Here is a 14,901-nt window from a genome sequence, read left to right as displayed (position 1 = left end):
AAATGGGGAACATCGTCACGATAGGCAGTTTTCTTCTTTTTACGTCAATCATCGCCTTCGTCGCCTGGCGGCAGGCCAGAAAAACCGAAGCGGCTACCCTGAGTGGCTTCTTCCTCGCCGGCCGGAGTCTTGGATTTCTGGTAGTGGGGGGAGGGTTGCTGTTCGCCAATATCAATACGGCGACGATCATCGGGGAGAACGAGCTGGTGTACACCAACAATTTGACGGTGATAGCCTGGGGAGTGACGTCGGTGTTCGCCATGCTGCTGGTGTCCGAGTTCATTATGCCGATCTACCTGCGGACAGGCATTGCTACAACACCGGAATATTTGGCGAAGCGTTACGACCGGTCGACGGGGACAATGGTGTCGATCATTTTCCTGGTGAGCTACATAGTCAACCTGCTGCCAACAGTATTATACGGTGGTGCTGTAGCATTCAATGCGCTGTTTCATATATCCGACCATTTGGGCATAGGTTATTGGCCCTCGGTTTGGCTGGTGGTTTGGATCATGGGTGCTGTAGGTTGTCTGTACAGCGTACTCGGCGGCCTCCGCGCGATATCGGTGTCGGATACGCTGCTGGGAATGGGCCTCTTTGCCGGCGGGATCTTGTTGCCCATCTTTGCTCTGCGGTATGTGGGGCACGGCGATATCGGGGCGGGGCTTCGCACGGTGATGGGTAGCCACCGCGACCATTTCAACAGCATCGGCCGCGCTGGTGATGCGATCCCGTTTCCAACCCTGTTCACGGGCATGATCCTGGTAAATCTGTATTACTGGGGCACCGAGCAATATATCGTACAGCAGGTGCTGGCATCCCGCGACCTCAAAACCTGCCAGCAGGGTATCGCGGTGGCCTGTCTTGGGAAGCTGGTCTCTCCGCTGTTGCTGAATATCCCGGGTTTGATCGCCGTGCATGTATTCGCCCATCTGCACAACACCGCGGAAGTATTTCCCGCCCTCTCGGCCCTGGTGTCACCGCCTTTTATCAGCGGCTATTTCGCGGCGATCATCTTCGGGGCGGGGCTGAGCACCTTCAATGCCGGCTTGAACAGCAGCAGCACCCTGTTTATTCTGAACATTTACCGGCCCTGGCGGCTGTCGAGAGGATTGAACGTGGAAGAGCGGTCGATGGTGCGCGCAGCGAAGCGCTTCGAGCTGGGAGTATGTTTCCTGGCCATGTCGATAGCGCCTTTCCTGGTCTTTGCACGGCACGGGTTTTATACCTACATACAAACGGTGAATGGTTTTTTTAATGTTCCAATCTTCACAATCATTTTTGTTGGCATGATGACAAAACGGGTGCCCGCGCTGGCGGCGAAAATCGGGCTGTTATTTTTTATTGTTTGCTATGGACTTACTCAAACCATCTTCCCTGTTCCATTACATTTCCTTCATGTGCTGGCCATACTGTTCGTGTTGACTGCCGTGTTGATGCTCATCGTGGGCAGGGTATGGCCAATGGCTGAACCATACCGGCCGGTGATGAATGCCAAGGTGGAGCTGACGCCCTGGAAGAACCGGCACTACTATGCGGTAGCGTTGCTGGCGGTGATGGTAGCCATATTTGTCCTCTTCTCCCCCCTTGTACTGTCCGCACAGCAACCCCGGTGGAACCTAAGCCGGGACAAAGGCATTAGCTGGACGGTGCAACCGGGACGCGCTCATAGCGACCATATCGAAATGGCAGGCAAGGGTATTGCGGCTATTGTTACTTACGGCGTGGACCCTTCCGGGGGGCTAAAGCTGCAGCAACAGCTTGTCTTCCCCGGCTTGCGGAAGATCCCAAACGATACGCGTGGCAGCTATGCCCTTCGTCTTACCGAACGGGTGGCCGATTCCATCCTGGTGGATGGGCAGCCGATCGTCGAAAGACCGGCCGCCTTTTATATCAAAGGGCTTTTGCGTATCGTAAGCAGGACACAAACGCCGTTAACCCTGCAGCGGACCATCTTCCCATCGGTTGATAAACGGGCTTACCTGGAGCAATACCTGCTCACTAACCCGGGACCCTCTGTTATACACGTGCACCTGCCCATGGTGGATGCGGATAGTGTCACGAGCCCCGCGACCGAGATACAAGGTCCGTTTATAGTCACCCGACGTACCTACGGTGGGGGCGACTATGAATTGAAACCTCATGAACAGGCGCGCTTCGCTTACGTCCTATCGGTGAGGCGGGTAGCCGAAAACCCCTATGCGTATTCCGCCTCCTATGAGCTGAAACGGCGGGAGGCACTGGTGAACAGCCTGTTCGGCTCGCTTGTCCTTACAACACCCAACGATACCATCAACCGGCTTTTTGATTTTGCAAAACTGCGGACTACGGAAAGCATCTATGACACAAAGGCGGGATTGATGCACGGACCGGGCGGCGGACAATATTACGCCGCCATCTGGGCGAACGACCAGGCAGAATATGCCAGTCCGTTCTTCCCGTTCGTGGGCAATGCATCCGGGAATGAGGCGGCCGAAAACACTTTCAGATTATTTGCCTCCTACATGAATCCGGGCTACCGGCCCATACCCAGTTCGATCGTTGCCGAAGGGGATTCCATCTGGGACGGGGCGGGCGACCGGGGAGACCAGGCCATGATCGCTTACGGCGCGGCGCGTTTTGCCCTGGCTAACGGCGATACCATCGAGGCAAGGCGCCTTTGGCCGCTGATCAGCTGGTGCCTGGAATATCTGCGCCGGAAGCGCACATCCGACGGGGTTATTGCCAGCGACGCGGATGAACTGGAAGGGCGGTTCCCTGCCGGGAAGGTCAATTTATCAACCAACGTATTAGCCTATGGCGGATTTCTATATGCCTCACGCCTGGCCGCATCACTCGGCGACAACGCTACGGCAGCCAGCCTGCAATCGGAAGCCGGCCGGCTTAGGGAAGATTTAGGCAAGTACTTCGGCGCGCGGGTCAGCGGTTTCAATACCTATCGTTATTATGACGGGAATACGGTTCTCCGGTCGTGGATATGTCTGCCGCTCGTGATGGGCATTTACGACCGGGCGCCTCAAACGGTGCAGGCCCTCTTGTCACCCTATCTCTGGACGAAGAACGGCATTCTTACCCAGGCGGGGGATACCACCTTTTGGGACCGGGCCACCTTGTACGCTTTCCGGGGACTCTTCTGCGCCGGCGCTACGGATACGTGTTACCGATATTTTTCCTGTTACTCGCGTACCCGTTTGCTGGGTGAGCATGTGCCTTATCCGGTTGAAGCGTGGCCGGAAGGGAACCAGCGGCAATTAGCGGCGGAGAGCGCGTTGTATTGCAGGGTCGTCACCGAAGGACTTTTTGGAATAGACCCGCTGGGGCTGGGCAGTTTTTCGATCATGCCCAGGATGCCGGCCGGATGGTCGGTTATGTCGCTCGATCATATGGCTGCCTTTGGCGCAGACTGGCGCATTGCCGTCCGCGGCAAAGAGGTAACTATCTTCAGAAATGGAAAACTGGTAAAAGATGTGCGGTGGGATGGTCGGGCACCCATCATCGTAGGCGCCGCCACCGCTCAGGGCCCACGACCCAAAACAATGGACACCTCCAAGGGTGTTCGATTCGGCGCCACAGACACGGCTCTGACGCGGGCGTTTGCCTGGGCGAAGGCGCAAGCCCTGCACTATAAAGGCAAACCGGGCGACCCCGTTGGCCCCTGGTATGAATCGGCTTTGCCGCCAAGAGATGCCTTCTGCATGCGCGATGTCTCGCATCAGTTGGTCGGCGCTGCCATCCTGGGGCTCGACGCGGCGAACAAGAATATGCTGACGCTGTTTGCCCGGAATATTTCCGCCTCGAAAAACTGGTGTTCCTATTGGGAAATGAATAAGAGTGGCGTACCCGCGCCGGAGGACTACCGCAGCGACAAGGAATTCTGGTATAATCTCGACGCCAACTTCGATGTGCTTTCAGCCACATGGCGTTTAGCCGCTTGGACCGGTGACAGCACTTATTATCAGGATCCCGTCTTCCGCTACTTCCAGCAGCAAACCGCGGATGCGTATATCAATAGCTGGGTGCTGCAACCGGATTCACTGCTTACCCGCCCCGCACATCCCAATGCACCCGAACCATTCAATGAACAAGATGCCTTCGACCGTTGTCGCGGTTTGCCTTCTTATTCGGAAGGCATTCCCAATATCAAGATGGGCGTAGACCTGGTTGCGGCGCTCTACCGGGGCCTGGAGGCCTATTCGGATATCCTTCGAGGGCGCGGGCTCACGGCTGCGGCCGCTGCCTATGACCAACGCGCGGAACGATACCGGCTTCATCTCGAACACGATTGGTGGAACGACTCCCTTGGCCGCTATAACACCTGGTACGGCAACGACGGTCATTTCGGATTGGGGGAAGGCGAGACTTTCCTGCTGTGGTTCGACGCATTGAAGGACACCGGCCGCCTTCGCCGCACCATCGACCACCTGGCGTCAGTGCGATGGAATGTAGAGAACACCTCCTATCTACCTTACTTGTTTTACCGCGAAGGATTCTGGGATACGGCGAGACATACGATCCTCTACCTCGCCGACCCCGGTACTGAGCGCCGTGAATATCCCGAGGTATCTTTCGGCGTCGTACAGGCGATCGTTCTTGGTCTGATGGGTGTGGACCCCATACCCGGCACCCGAACGATAACGACTTTGTATCGACACCAGGGACCCGGCAGCGCCTGGCTGGAAGAGCTGCCCATCCTGGGTACGACCCTTTCTGTACGACATGTATCGCCCTTGGAAAGTACCGTCGCAAATACAGGCGGCCGGCGACTGGTCTGGCGGGCTCAGTTCTACGGTAGGTTTGAAAACGCCAGTGTAGAAGGGAAGATCGTTCCGATGCATCGGGTAACGGACAAATGGGGTCGCGTCATATCCTATGTGGATGTACCGCTGGGCCCCGGCCAGCAAGTTTCGGTTAGCATCAACACAAGCCCCGCCCTGCGAAAAGCCGTCGAAGACGCTATCCGGACAAAGGCGAAGGTGTTGTCGCTGCCGGGCGGCAGGTTCGACCTTTGGCCGGAAGGAGCCGTTGAAAAAGAGTTGTACATCTCCAATGCAACGGAGGATGATACGCTCTCGAAAGTAAAGCATATAGCGCTTTGCCTGGAAGGGGCGCATCACCTGGTTGTAGAAGGACATCATACCCTGTTGGTGCTGCATGGTAAAATGGTATCGTTTGCATTGTTGCACTGTGCGGATGTCACCATCCGGGATGTGCAGGTGGATTATGACCGACCGACCATGTCGGAAATGACGATCCGGTCTGTTGGGCCGGACGGTGCTGATGTTGACACCCATCCGGATTCCCGTTATCGGATCGACGACGCTGGCCGGATTCACTTTTATGGGGAAGGGTGGGAGACCCGGAACTTTTTTACTATTTCATATGATTCGGCTGGCGAAACGATGCGGTACTCATCGTTTCAGCCCTTCCTGGAAAGCAGGGCGATCGGTGTCGGGCCGTTCCGGGTGCATTTCCAGGGCGATTTCAGCAGGGCCGGGCTTCATGCGGGCGACGTGCTGACATTCCGCGACCCCTACCGCGATAATGTCGGCGCCCTTATCGAACAGAGCCGTGACGTGATGCTGGACAACGTGGACATGTATTATATGCACGGACTGGGCATCGTTTCCCAATATTCTGAAAACCTCTCTTTCAAAGGCGTTCGCATAGCTCCCCGCCAGGGCTCCGGTCGTATCGTTAGCGCCTTCGCAGACTGTTTTCATTTTTCCGGCTGCAAGGGCCGCATCCTGCTGGACAGCTGTTGGACCAAGGGCTCGCATGACGATGCGGTGAATATCCATGGCACGCACTTGCGCATCGTGTCCACCGCCAGGACCCTACGAGTTCGCTTCATGCATCCCCAGACCTGGGGATTCCAGGCATTTTATCCCGGCGACAGCATCGCTTACATCAACCCTCAGACGTTATTACCCATCGGCTACGGCATCGTGCGCAGCGTCCGCCTGATCAGCCGGCGCGAGATCGACCTGCAAATGGAAACCGCGCCACCCGCATCCATACGCATCGGCGACTGCATCGAAAACATCACCTGGACCCCCGAAGTCACCATTCGGCATTGCCGCTTCGAACGGACGAACACGCGCGGCGTTCTGGTGACGACCCGCCGCAAGGTCCTCATCGAGGACAACACGTTTTACAAGACGGGTATGCATGCTATTCTCATCGCAGATGACGCTCTAAGCTGGTTCGAGTCCGGCCCTGCGCGCGATGTCACGATCCGTCGCAACCGGTTCATCGGCTGCGGTTACAACTCCGCTGCCGACGACTACGTCATTGCCGTCGCTCCTGAGAACCGGAAGAGCATAGCAGGAGACTTTGTTCATCACGATATCCGTATAGAAGACAACGATTTCGATACCCTCAACGGCCTGTTGCTGTCGGCCCGAAGCGTGGACGGGCTGACGTTCCTACATAACCGGGTCGTCGTGCACGGCGAAACCAGGCGTCCCCCCTTCCACATCACCGATTGCGTGCATGTGCAGTTGCAGGACCTATGAAATTATCCTATATTTCACGGATGACGTTAAACCAAAAGTCACTTCTTAACCTGGAATTCGGTCGCGAGGCCTTCGGAGCCGATCCTGCCGGCTATCATGCTGCGCGACCTGCCTACCCTGATTGGGTGTTTGAGACGCTACGCGATCGTTGTGGTCTCCGGCAACATACCAGTACCTTCGAGATCGGGGCCGGAACGGGGACTGCGACGCGTCAGCTGCTTGATTTTGGTGCGAGTCCCCTTATAGCCATCGAGCCAAACGAACACCTTGCAAACTTTCTTCGCGCTACCATCCCGGATGAAGCGCTCTCGGTGAGCATAGCTCCATTCGAGGATGTGGTGTTGCAGGAAGGTGGTTTTGACCTCGGCTTCAGCGCGACCGCTTTTCACTGGTTGAACGAGGACCTGGCTTTGGTAAAAGTGGCCAGGCTGCTCCGGCCGGGTGGTTGGTGGGCAATGGTCTGGAATGTATTTGGTGATCCCAATCGCGCTGATCCGTTTCATGAAGCAACAAAGGCGCTGCTTGACGGTGCAGCCAGTCCCGCGGAGGGCATCGGTAATTTGCCCTTCGCTCTTGACGTGGAGGCCCGCCTGGCCGCGTTGGATCGAACGAATGCTTTCGATGTGGTTGAGCACAAAACCAGCGCATGGTCTATCGTCCTCGATCCGGCTCAAACAGTCGCTCTCTATGCGACTTATTCGAATATAAACGCGCGCTCCGATCGAGAGGCCGTTCTTGCCGAGCTGGGCCACATCGCCCGCATCCAGTTCAACGGTCGGGTGACACGTAACATGATCACCAGCCTCTACATAGCGCGGCATAGGATGGCCTCCTGAAAATTTTTGAAAATAAATTTGCGCAACCGATCGTTTGCTCGTATATTTGCAACCGATCAGTTGCGTAATGAAAATTATCCACCAATGAGAAGAGATGTTTTTCAAGCCATTGCCGACCCGACACGAAGGGCTATCATCGCTTTAATTGCAGTACAAGCAATGACGCCAAACGCCATTGCCGAGCATTTTGACACGACACGCCAGGCAGTTTCGAAACATTTAAAGATATTGACCGAGTGCGAACTGGTGAAACAAGAGCACCAGGGACGAGAAGTTTACTATCAACTTGAAATTGACAAAATGAAAGAAATAGACAAATGGTTGGAACACTTCAGAGTGATTTGGGATGATCGCTTCCAACAGCTCGACACACTCTTATCAACTATTAAAAAGCAAAAATAAACCAACGGACGCTCAGGGTCCCAGCCTCTCTGCTGGAAAAGGAATCCCGCTGATCTGCTCGCACAATGCGAGGAATTTTTCTTGGATAGTTACATCGTCCGCTGCCGGTAGATAACGGGCTTCCCGCCGATGATAAAAGTAACGGCCGCTTACCTGTGCTTTTTCGTCGTCGCTCACTGCCAGCCAAACCTGCGTTTGATACCCTTCTTCCAGATCGTCAGTCGCACCCGGTCCACCCATTTTTGTCGGCACCCAACCCGGATTTACCGCGTTTGAACGGACATCAGGCCATCTGCGGGCAACTGCTTTGCATAAGATGAGATCATGCAGCTTGGAGTCCGGATAGCCGATCCTGAGTTTATTTCTTTGCAATCCATGTAGTCCGGCATCGCCTTGTGAATGCAGTCCGGATGTCAGGTAGATCAGCCTTTGCGGGGGATGAATCAGGCAGGTCAGGATATAAGGCGCGATGGTATTGACGGCAAGCAGCACAGGCAAACCCTCTACGCTGAGGGCATTGTTGGAGACCTGGTAAACACCCGCATTATGAATAATCGCGTCAAAGTGGCCTATGCTGTTGATATCGGCAGCCAGCTTCTTAGTTTCTTCCATGCTGGACAGGTCGGCGGTCAATACCGCATCCGCGCCTCGAACTTTCATGGACACTTCCCGTGTCCTCTTTTCATTGCGGGCATGTAATGTCACGGTGTGACCTTGCGCAATCAACGCGCTGGCAGCCATTTGGCCTAAACCGTCGGCTGATCCGGTGATAAATATCCTTCCCATTTTATAACAGTCTTTTATAATGAGAGAGATCGCATTCCAGGCTGTCGTCCCAGTGCCCGGTGATGGCAGCAGCCCGGTACGTAGTCTTCAGAAACCGCATAAGCGTGCCTTCAGGGTCCATTGATTGCCGGATGACCTCATAGGAAAGAAAGAATTCGCCTTGTTGCTCGCTATAGAAAGCCTCCGAAGGTTCGACGGGCTGGCGGCCAAAGTCGGGAGGTGTCGGATAACAATAGGAATAAAAGACAGGCGTCGGAAAATCCCTGCCTCCCGGCCAGAAACCGCAGCTGCTCACTTCGTGGGAGTAGGCTTCCTGCATGACATCATCCGGCATATTCGGTATCCCGCCCGAATGTTTGGGTGCCTCCCGTCCTGAGAAGCGGGTAACAGCCAAATCGAAGGCGCCCCAGAAGAAATGAACCGGGCTGACCTTCCCCCTGAACCCAGCCCTGAACCGGGTGAAGACAACATTCGTCTTCATCAGCGCCTGGAAGAGCAGATTCATCTCCTGCTTGTCATAGCTGCAATGCACGTGGTCTTCAGAAAAAGGGATGGCTCCGGCAATCTCGCTCGGCTTCCCATATATTCTGGCATCGATTCCCAGATTATGAAGCATATCGAAGAACGACGCGTAGAAATCGGCAACCGAACACGGATATAAGGGCATGCTGCGGGTTGCACCATCACTGGTGGCGACTTTCACTTCGTGACTCGTAAAATCCATGACGATCTCGAAGATGCCGCCTGCATAGGGCATACTTCCGGTCGTGAGGCCGCGTGGGCTCACGTACAAAGTTACATGCCAGGAATGGTTCAGCCAGGGCATTTGCCGCAGCCGTACCTTGCCGATTATCTGCGTCCATAAATGAACAGTCTCGAGGGTGTCTTTATACCGGTCGAACTTCAGGACAGGCCAGGGCACCACGTTATTCTCCTTCGTATACGTCATAGGCTGCTGTTACATAAAATTACGGAATTGCCCTCCGCCCCCCTTTAATTTCCCAAATAAGAAAGAAAATATTATATTGTCATTATGCCTCCCCCTTCAAACCGAAATCTGTCCAACATAGGTCGCATCTTCTATGGCATCGCTATAGTCGCGTTGGGACTTCTAACGATCTACTTCCGCAGATTACCATATATGATGATTCCTCCAAACCATCATTGGCTCAGCGATCATGTGATATGGGTCTACATATCAGGGGCCCTGTTACTGCTGGCAGGGATATGTATCGTTCTTGAAATGAAACTCAGCCGGGTTTCCCTCCTGTTGGGAACAGTATTGCTATTGATATTTTTATTTTATCCCGTATGAATTAATGGTGTCCCCCAATTATAAGCATTTTGGGGATTGGGAGAATGCTGCCAAAGAATTGTCATTGGCCGGCGGTGCATTGGTGATTGCCGGACGCAGGTTGATTCCTCTTGGGATCACTTTATTTAGCCTAACCATTATCAGCTATAGCATTGATCACTTCCTGTATGCAAAAGAGGCAGCCGGCTATGTTCCCTCATGGATTCCTTACCATATTTTCTGGTTGTATCTCGCCGGCGCGGCATTATTTTGTTCCGGGATCAGTATCCTTTTGAACATTAAACGCCGGTTAGCCGCTACTCTGTTAGGTATAATGATCTTTATCTGGGTTGTCATCCTCCATATTCCTTACGCATTATCCGCCCCTCTTGCCAGAAACGAGGGCGAGGTTACCAGCGCTTTTTTGGCGCTTGCCTATTGTGGAACCGCTTTTGTCATAGCTCAGGTAAATTCCACTAGAGTATGAGGCCGCAGCCGATGCAAAGTAGCCGGGATATTCCAATTTTTACTATATTGTAGCATTAAAATCTCTTTATAAGATAACATCCATTCCTCAGATCATGCTTGTTCCTGACAGCGGGAACGAATTCATCATTTATCTTATAAACGAGTTTTATGCTATCCAATACAACAATTGCCGTCATCGGCGGCACCGGTAAATCCGGAAAATTTGTAGTCCGTGAACTGATCCGGCAAAATATTCCCTTTCGCATTTTGTTAAGAAACGCAGCGTCCTGCAATCTGCCTGTTGGCCAAATTATCCAGGGTGATGTGCGAAATCCTGAAGCAGTCCTGAAAGTCGCTGAAGGCTGCACGGCCATAATCAGCACGCTGGGTCAGCCAAAAGGTGAGCCGTCCATATTCAGCCAGGCGACGCGTAATGTACTTACGGCAATGCAGGCAATAAACATAAAAAGATATATCCTTACTACCGGCTTGAACGTTGACACCCCGGTGGACAAGAAGGGACCAGTCACTCAGGCTGGCACTAATTGGATGAGGGAACATTACCCGGAAACAACGGCCGACAAGCAGCTGGAGTATGAATTACTTGCCGGCAGCGCTGTCGATTGGACACTTGTCAGGCTTCCACTTATTGGGCTTACCGAAAACAGCGAAGCCATCGCTACGAGTCTCGAAGACTGCCCGGGAACCGGGATACACGCAGCAGATCTTGCGCGATTCCTGGTCTCTCAGGTGCTGGATAAAAACTATATCCGGCAGGCGCCGTTTCTTGCAAACCTGCCTATCTTTATGAAAAGCTATGCCCCATGATGTCCTCGGTAAAGATATTCGCGGAATCAGCTATTTATAATTCCTTTTCAGTGGAGCGGATGAACGACCGTATCTTTGATAATGGTTTTCCAAACCGGCTTAGTTACCACCGCATATTGCTCGTGGAAAAAGGGAAGGGGGCATTGTCGGTGGATGGCAATGCGTTTGAGATCCACGGACGGGAGGTCTTCCTGTTAGCAAAAGGTCAGATATACAATTTTGATCAGCTTACGGTAGTTTCCGGTTATCTTTTATGTTTCGGCGATTGTTTCTGGGAAAAGGCGCCGTCCAGCGCCAGCAACTGTAAAGCGGTGCTGTTCAATAACGCCGCGGCCAACCAGCGCCTTCGCTTGAATGATACGGAAATGGCGGAGCTGACTTCTCTGTTTGACGCATTGCAGGCCGAGCATGATGCCCCTGCATATACTAATCAGATCGATGCCATGGCGGCCTATCTAAAGATCATTATGATCAAGCTGGCCAATATAAAGATAACGGAAGAAGGTACCTTCGATAGCCAGGACTATGTGTTGTACCGGAAGTTTATGGAAGAGTTAAGCGCCAGGTTCCGGGATTGCCATGAAGTTAGCGATTATGCTCAGCGGCTTGGAATCACGGCCAGGAGGCTCAGTGATCTTTGCAAACGGTGCAGTAATAAAAGCGCGAAGGAGATTATTAACGGACAGCTGATCGCCGAGGCAAAAAGATCTTTGCAATTCAGCTCAAGCCCTGTGAAGGAGATCGCTTATCACCTGAGTTTTGGTACGCCGGAGCAGTTCAGCCATTTCTTTAAGAAGAACACGAAAATGTCTCCTGCCAGCTACCGCAATCACTTTATCAGTATTGGCGTCCAGTAGTGGTCGTCGTAAATTTTGACATGTCAAACGCATTTTTTGATATTCCCTTGGGCTGCTTACGAGGGTAACTTTGAGGAAATTAAATCAAGGTTATGTCAGTTAATCGTTTGAAAAAAGTAGCCGGGATCATTATTCCCGATAGCAAAATTGCGACCCAGGCGACAGAGCTTCTATTGGAACATGGTACTGAATTCATTTATAACCACTCTCTGCGGGTGTTCCTGTTCTCTTCTCTCAATGCTCAGCGAAATAACCTGGAGCATGATTCAGAGTTGCTTTACGTGGCATCTGTTTTTCATGACCTGGGCCTGGTTCCCCACTACAGTAGCCCTGACCTGAGGTTTGAAGTGGACGGTGCCAATGCCGCAAGGGATTTCCTTACAGTTCACGGTATCGCCAAGGATAAGTTGCAGCTGGTGTGGGATACCATTGCCTTGCACACTACCATCGGCATAGCCGAGCACAAGGAGAATGAGGTAGCCCTGATGTATAGCGGGGTTGGGTTGGATGTGATGGGTGAAGGTTATGAAAACCTGAATACAGCGAACCGGGAAGAGATCGTAAAGGCATTCCCAAGGGATAATTTTAAGCAGAAGATCATTCCGACTTTTTTTGGTGGCTTTCAACACAAGACCGAAACAACTTTCGGGAATATCAAGGCGGATGTATGCGCCTTCATGATCCCCAATTTCCACCGGAAGAATTTCTGTGACTGTATTTTACATTCGCCCTGGGCTGAGTAAGGAAATAGCTGCCGCACGCCGCCTTTTGGATCAATTCACCGGCCGATATTCGAGGATAAGGACGCCGTTGTCGATCGCGCGCGAGTGTTTGAGCTCGAATTTCTTTAATTCCCGATTGTCATCAAATAGCCTCAACCCGCCGCCGATCGAGAGGGGATATACCATCAGCCGCAACTCGTCGACGAGATCGTGGTGAAACAGCGCCTTTACGAGTGTGGCGCTCCCATAGACGAGGATATCACCGCCATCGGTCTTCTTCAGTGCACTGACGTCTCCCGCCACGTCGCGAAGGATATGGCTGTTGTTCCACTCCGCCTTTTGCAGGCTCCGGGATACGACATATTTCGGCAACCGGTTGATGGGGTCGGCGAACCCGGCGCCGGTCTGGCCGGGCCAGTAGCCGGCGAACAACTCATACGTGTTTTTGCCCAACAACAAGGCCTCCACGCCAGCAAGCTCATCAACCTTGTACTTACCCATTTCCGGCGCGCTATACTTAAATTGCCAGCCGCCATGAGGATGAGGGGTTTCATTGCCGCCGGGTGACTCGACAACACCATCGAGGGTGATGAATTCGGTAACGATAATTTTTCGCATAACTTTTTTTTGTAAAAGTAGCGAACGTGGTTTGTCCAAAAGGGGGGAGAAGAAGACATTCAATGGGGGCAAATGCGCCGCAACACTGGCATTGTCCGAAGACTGATCGGCCGTACCACACATACTAAAACTACAGTTTTTCGGATTCCTTTTTGAGTCCATTGATCTCCATGGTCATGTAACGATTTGTTAAAGATCGGGTGAGCTGATAAATTAAGCCAGCCAATGGACCTTCGTAATTCATGCGAATAGTGACTTTCGTCTCATTTGCATCACTGTGGATGAGATGTTCGGAGATCATTTTTAGCCCCAATGACCTTTTTTCCCAGATTAAAATCTTGTCCTGGTCGATTTTTGTAATTATCCAAATGGCAGGGGACAACTTGGGCTGCAATACCCTTAACTTAGTGCCTACTTCGACCGAAGCATTATTCAAAGTGGATATCCCTGTTACCGATTGCGTCCATAAATTCCATCGCTCCAAACGCAGTAGAATATTGAAAATATGCCTTGCGCTTGCATGTACAGGAGATGTCTTTTCTACTAAGTATTTCTTTTTCATATCTTGAGCGGAGTTTGAATTAATAATATGTCATACGATCCTTCCCTTCGGGAGGCTTTTCTGGCCATTCGCCCCCGGTTATTTGCATTGGCGTACCGGATGACAAAAAGCGTCGTCGATGCTGAAGACATTGTTCACGACGTTTTCCTTGCCGCGGAAGACTTGCCGGCGGATACGGTACGGGAGCCGGAAGCCTATCTCGTCCGGATTGCGACGAATCGCTGCCTCGCGGTGATAAAGGCAAAGGAAAAGGACGTTTATCCTGGCCCCGACCTTCCGGAGCCATTGGTATTAGACCGAATTCCCGGCCTGGAGACAATGGATCTTTCGTATGGTCTTTTGGTCCTGTTGCAGCGATTATCGGCAATGGAGCGCGCTGTTTTTGTGCTTCGGGAGACGATGGGCTATTCCTACTCCCAAATAGCAGACTGTCTATCGATCAACAGCGAACATTGCCGGCAACTCCAGCATCGTGCAAAGCTGGCTTTATCTTCAAGCACCCGAATAGAAAGAACTTCACCGGAGCAGTTACAACAATTCCTCGCAGCTTTTGTGCGGGCCGCTTCGTCCGGAGAGATCAGCGAACTGTTGGATCGGCTTCATGAAGACATTGTCATTCAGGCAGACGGCGGTGGCAAGCGGCCTGCGGCTTTAAAGCCGATTACCGGAAAGCGGAACTGCGTTGCGTACCTCACCGGTCTTTATCAAAAGTGGTCGGCGGAACTTACCCCTCACTTTATAGAGATCAACGGAGAGGCTGGTTTAGTCCTACGCGACGCCGTTTCCGGCGAGCCCTATGCCATAATGTTATTTCACCTGCGTGATCATCATCTGGCCGATATTTACATGGTTCATAACCCCAATAAAATGAGCGGGGTTCAAAAGGTGGGGGAACAAGCCCCATAGATTTGTTTTATTACAAGGAGAGCCAGGCGGAGTTTTTGTGACAAGCATCAATTAAAATATTTTTCAAGAGACTGCTCTCGGAGAAAAATGCGATATCTTAAGGGTCT

At 52.6% G+C, this 14,901-nt stretch carries 12 protein-coding genes; 8 read left to right on the top strand and 4 right to left on the bottom strand.

Features of this window, described 5'->3' with window-relative positions; all coding sequences use genetic code 11:
- The first annotated feature begins 2 nt into the window (after window positions 1–2).
- From IEY39_RS13665 to IEY39_RS13655, 3 genes are all read left to right on the top strand, one after another.
- A complete protein-coding gene (locus tag IEY39_RS13665; RefSeq protein WP_188932440.1) occupies window positions 3–6,515 on the top strand; it encodes a solute:sodium symporter family transporter in 6,513 nt (2,170 codons plus the stop codon).
- Between the two features lie 20 nt (window positions 6,516–6,535).
- Window positions 6,536–7,351 (top strand): class I SAM-dependent methyltransferase, encoded by an 816-nt coding sequence (locus IEY39_RS13660; RefSeq protein ID WP_188932438.1) that lies wholly within the window; start codon window positions 6,536–6,538, stop codon window positions 7,349–7,351.
- Between the two features lie 84 nt (window positions 7,352–7,435).
- Window positions 7,436–7,753 carry an ArsR/SmtB family transcription factor gene (locus IEY39_RS13655; protein ID WP_188932436.1) on the top strand — a complete coding sequence of 106 codons (318 nt, stop codon included), beginning with the start codon at window positions 7,436–7,438 and terminating at the stop codon, window positions 7,751–7,753.
- Between the two features lie 12 nt (window positions 7,754–7,765).
- Here the strand turns inward: IEY39_RS13655 and IEY39_RS13650 are convergent, their stop codons facing one another.
- Together IEY39_RS13650 and IEY39_RS13645 are read right to left on the bottom strand one after the other, a co-directional pair.
- Window positions 7,766–8,539, bottom strand: a complete 774-nt coding sequence (locus IEY39_RS13650) for an SDR family NAD(P)-dependent oxidoreductase (protein ID WP_188932434.1) — start codon at window positions 8,537–8,539, stop codon at window positions 7,766–7,768.
- A gap of 1 nt (window position 8,540) precedes the next feature.
- Window positions 8,541–9,488, bottom strand: a complete 948-nt coding sequence (locus IEY39_RS13645) for a DUF5996 family protein (protein ID WP_188932427.1) — start codon at window positions 9,486–9,488, stop codon at window positions 8,541–8,543.
- A 370-nt stretch (window positions 9,489–9,858) separates the two neighbouring features.
- Here IEY39_RS13645 and IEY39_RS13640 point away from each other — a divergent pair, with 370 nt between their 5' ends.
- The 4 genes from IEY39_RS13640 (at window position 9,859) to IEY39_RS13625 (ending at window position 12,729) form a co-directional block, all read left to right on the top strand.
- On the top strand, window positions 9,859–10,320 hold the full coding sequence (locus IEY39_RS13640) for a DoxX family protein (RefSeq protein WP_188932426.1): 462 nt from the start codon (window positions 9,859–9,861) through the stop codon (window positions 10,318–10,320).
- Between the two features lie 149 nt (window positions 10,321–10,469).
- Entirely contained in the window at window positions 10,470–11,129 is a 660-nt protein-coding gene (locus tag IEY39_RS13635) for an NAD(P)-dependent oxidoreductase (protein WP_188932425.1), read from the top strand.
- Window positions 11,126–11,986: a helix-turn-helix domain-containing protein gene (locus IEY39_RS13630; protein ID WP_188932424.1), complete on the top strand. Its 861-nt coding sequence runs from the start codon at window positions 11,126–11,128 to the stop codon at window positions 11,984–11,986. The genes IEY39_RS13635 and IEY39_RS13630 overlap by 4 nt, the downstream gene beginning before the upstream one ends.
- 92 nt (window positions 11,987–12,078) lie before the next feature.
- Entirely contained in the window at window positions 12,079–12,729 is a 651-nt protein-coding gene (locus IEY39_RS13625) for an HD domain-containing protein (RefSeq protein ID WP_188932423.1), read from the top strand.
- Window positions 12,730–12,759: 30 nt separating this feature from the next.
- Here IEY39_RS13625 and IEY39_RS13620 read toward each other — a convergent pair whose 3' ends face one another.
- The gene (locus IEY39_RS13620; protein ID WP_188932421.1) at window positions 12,760–13,326 is read right to left on the bottom strand and encodes a dihydrofolate reductase family protein; all 567 of its coding nucleotides are present in this window, start codon (window positions 13,324–13,326) and stop codon (window positions 12,760–12,762) included.
- A gap of 130 nt (window positions 13,327–13,456) precedes the next feature.
- Window positions 13,457–13,888: an SRPBCC family protein gene (locus IEY39_RS13615; protein WP_188932419.1), complete on the bottom strand. Its 432-nt coding sequence runs from the start codon at window positions 13,886–13,888 to the stop codon at window positions 13,457–13,459.
- A 27-nt stretch (window positions 13,889–13,915) separates the two neighbouring features.
- Between IEY39_RS13615 and IEY39_RS13610 the strand changes: the two genes are divergently transcribed.
- A complete protein-coding gene (locus IEY39_RS13610; RefSeq protein ID WP_188932417.1) occupies window positions 13,916–14,794 on the top strand; it encodes a sigma-70 family RNA polymerase sigma factor in 879 nt (292 codons plus the stop codon).
- Window positions 14,795–14,901 lie beyond the last annotated feature (107 nt).

It is taken from the genome of Puia dinghuensis (assembly GCF_014642875.1).
GTDB lineage: Bacteria > Bacteroidota > Bacteroidia > Chitinophagales > Chitinophagaceae > Puia > Puia dinghuensis.
Note: the sequence above shows the minus strand (reverse complement) of the source record. Positions and strands in the feature narration are given on the sequence as shown.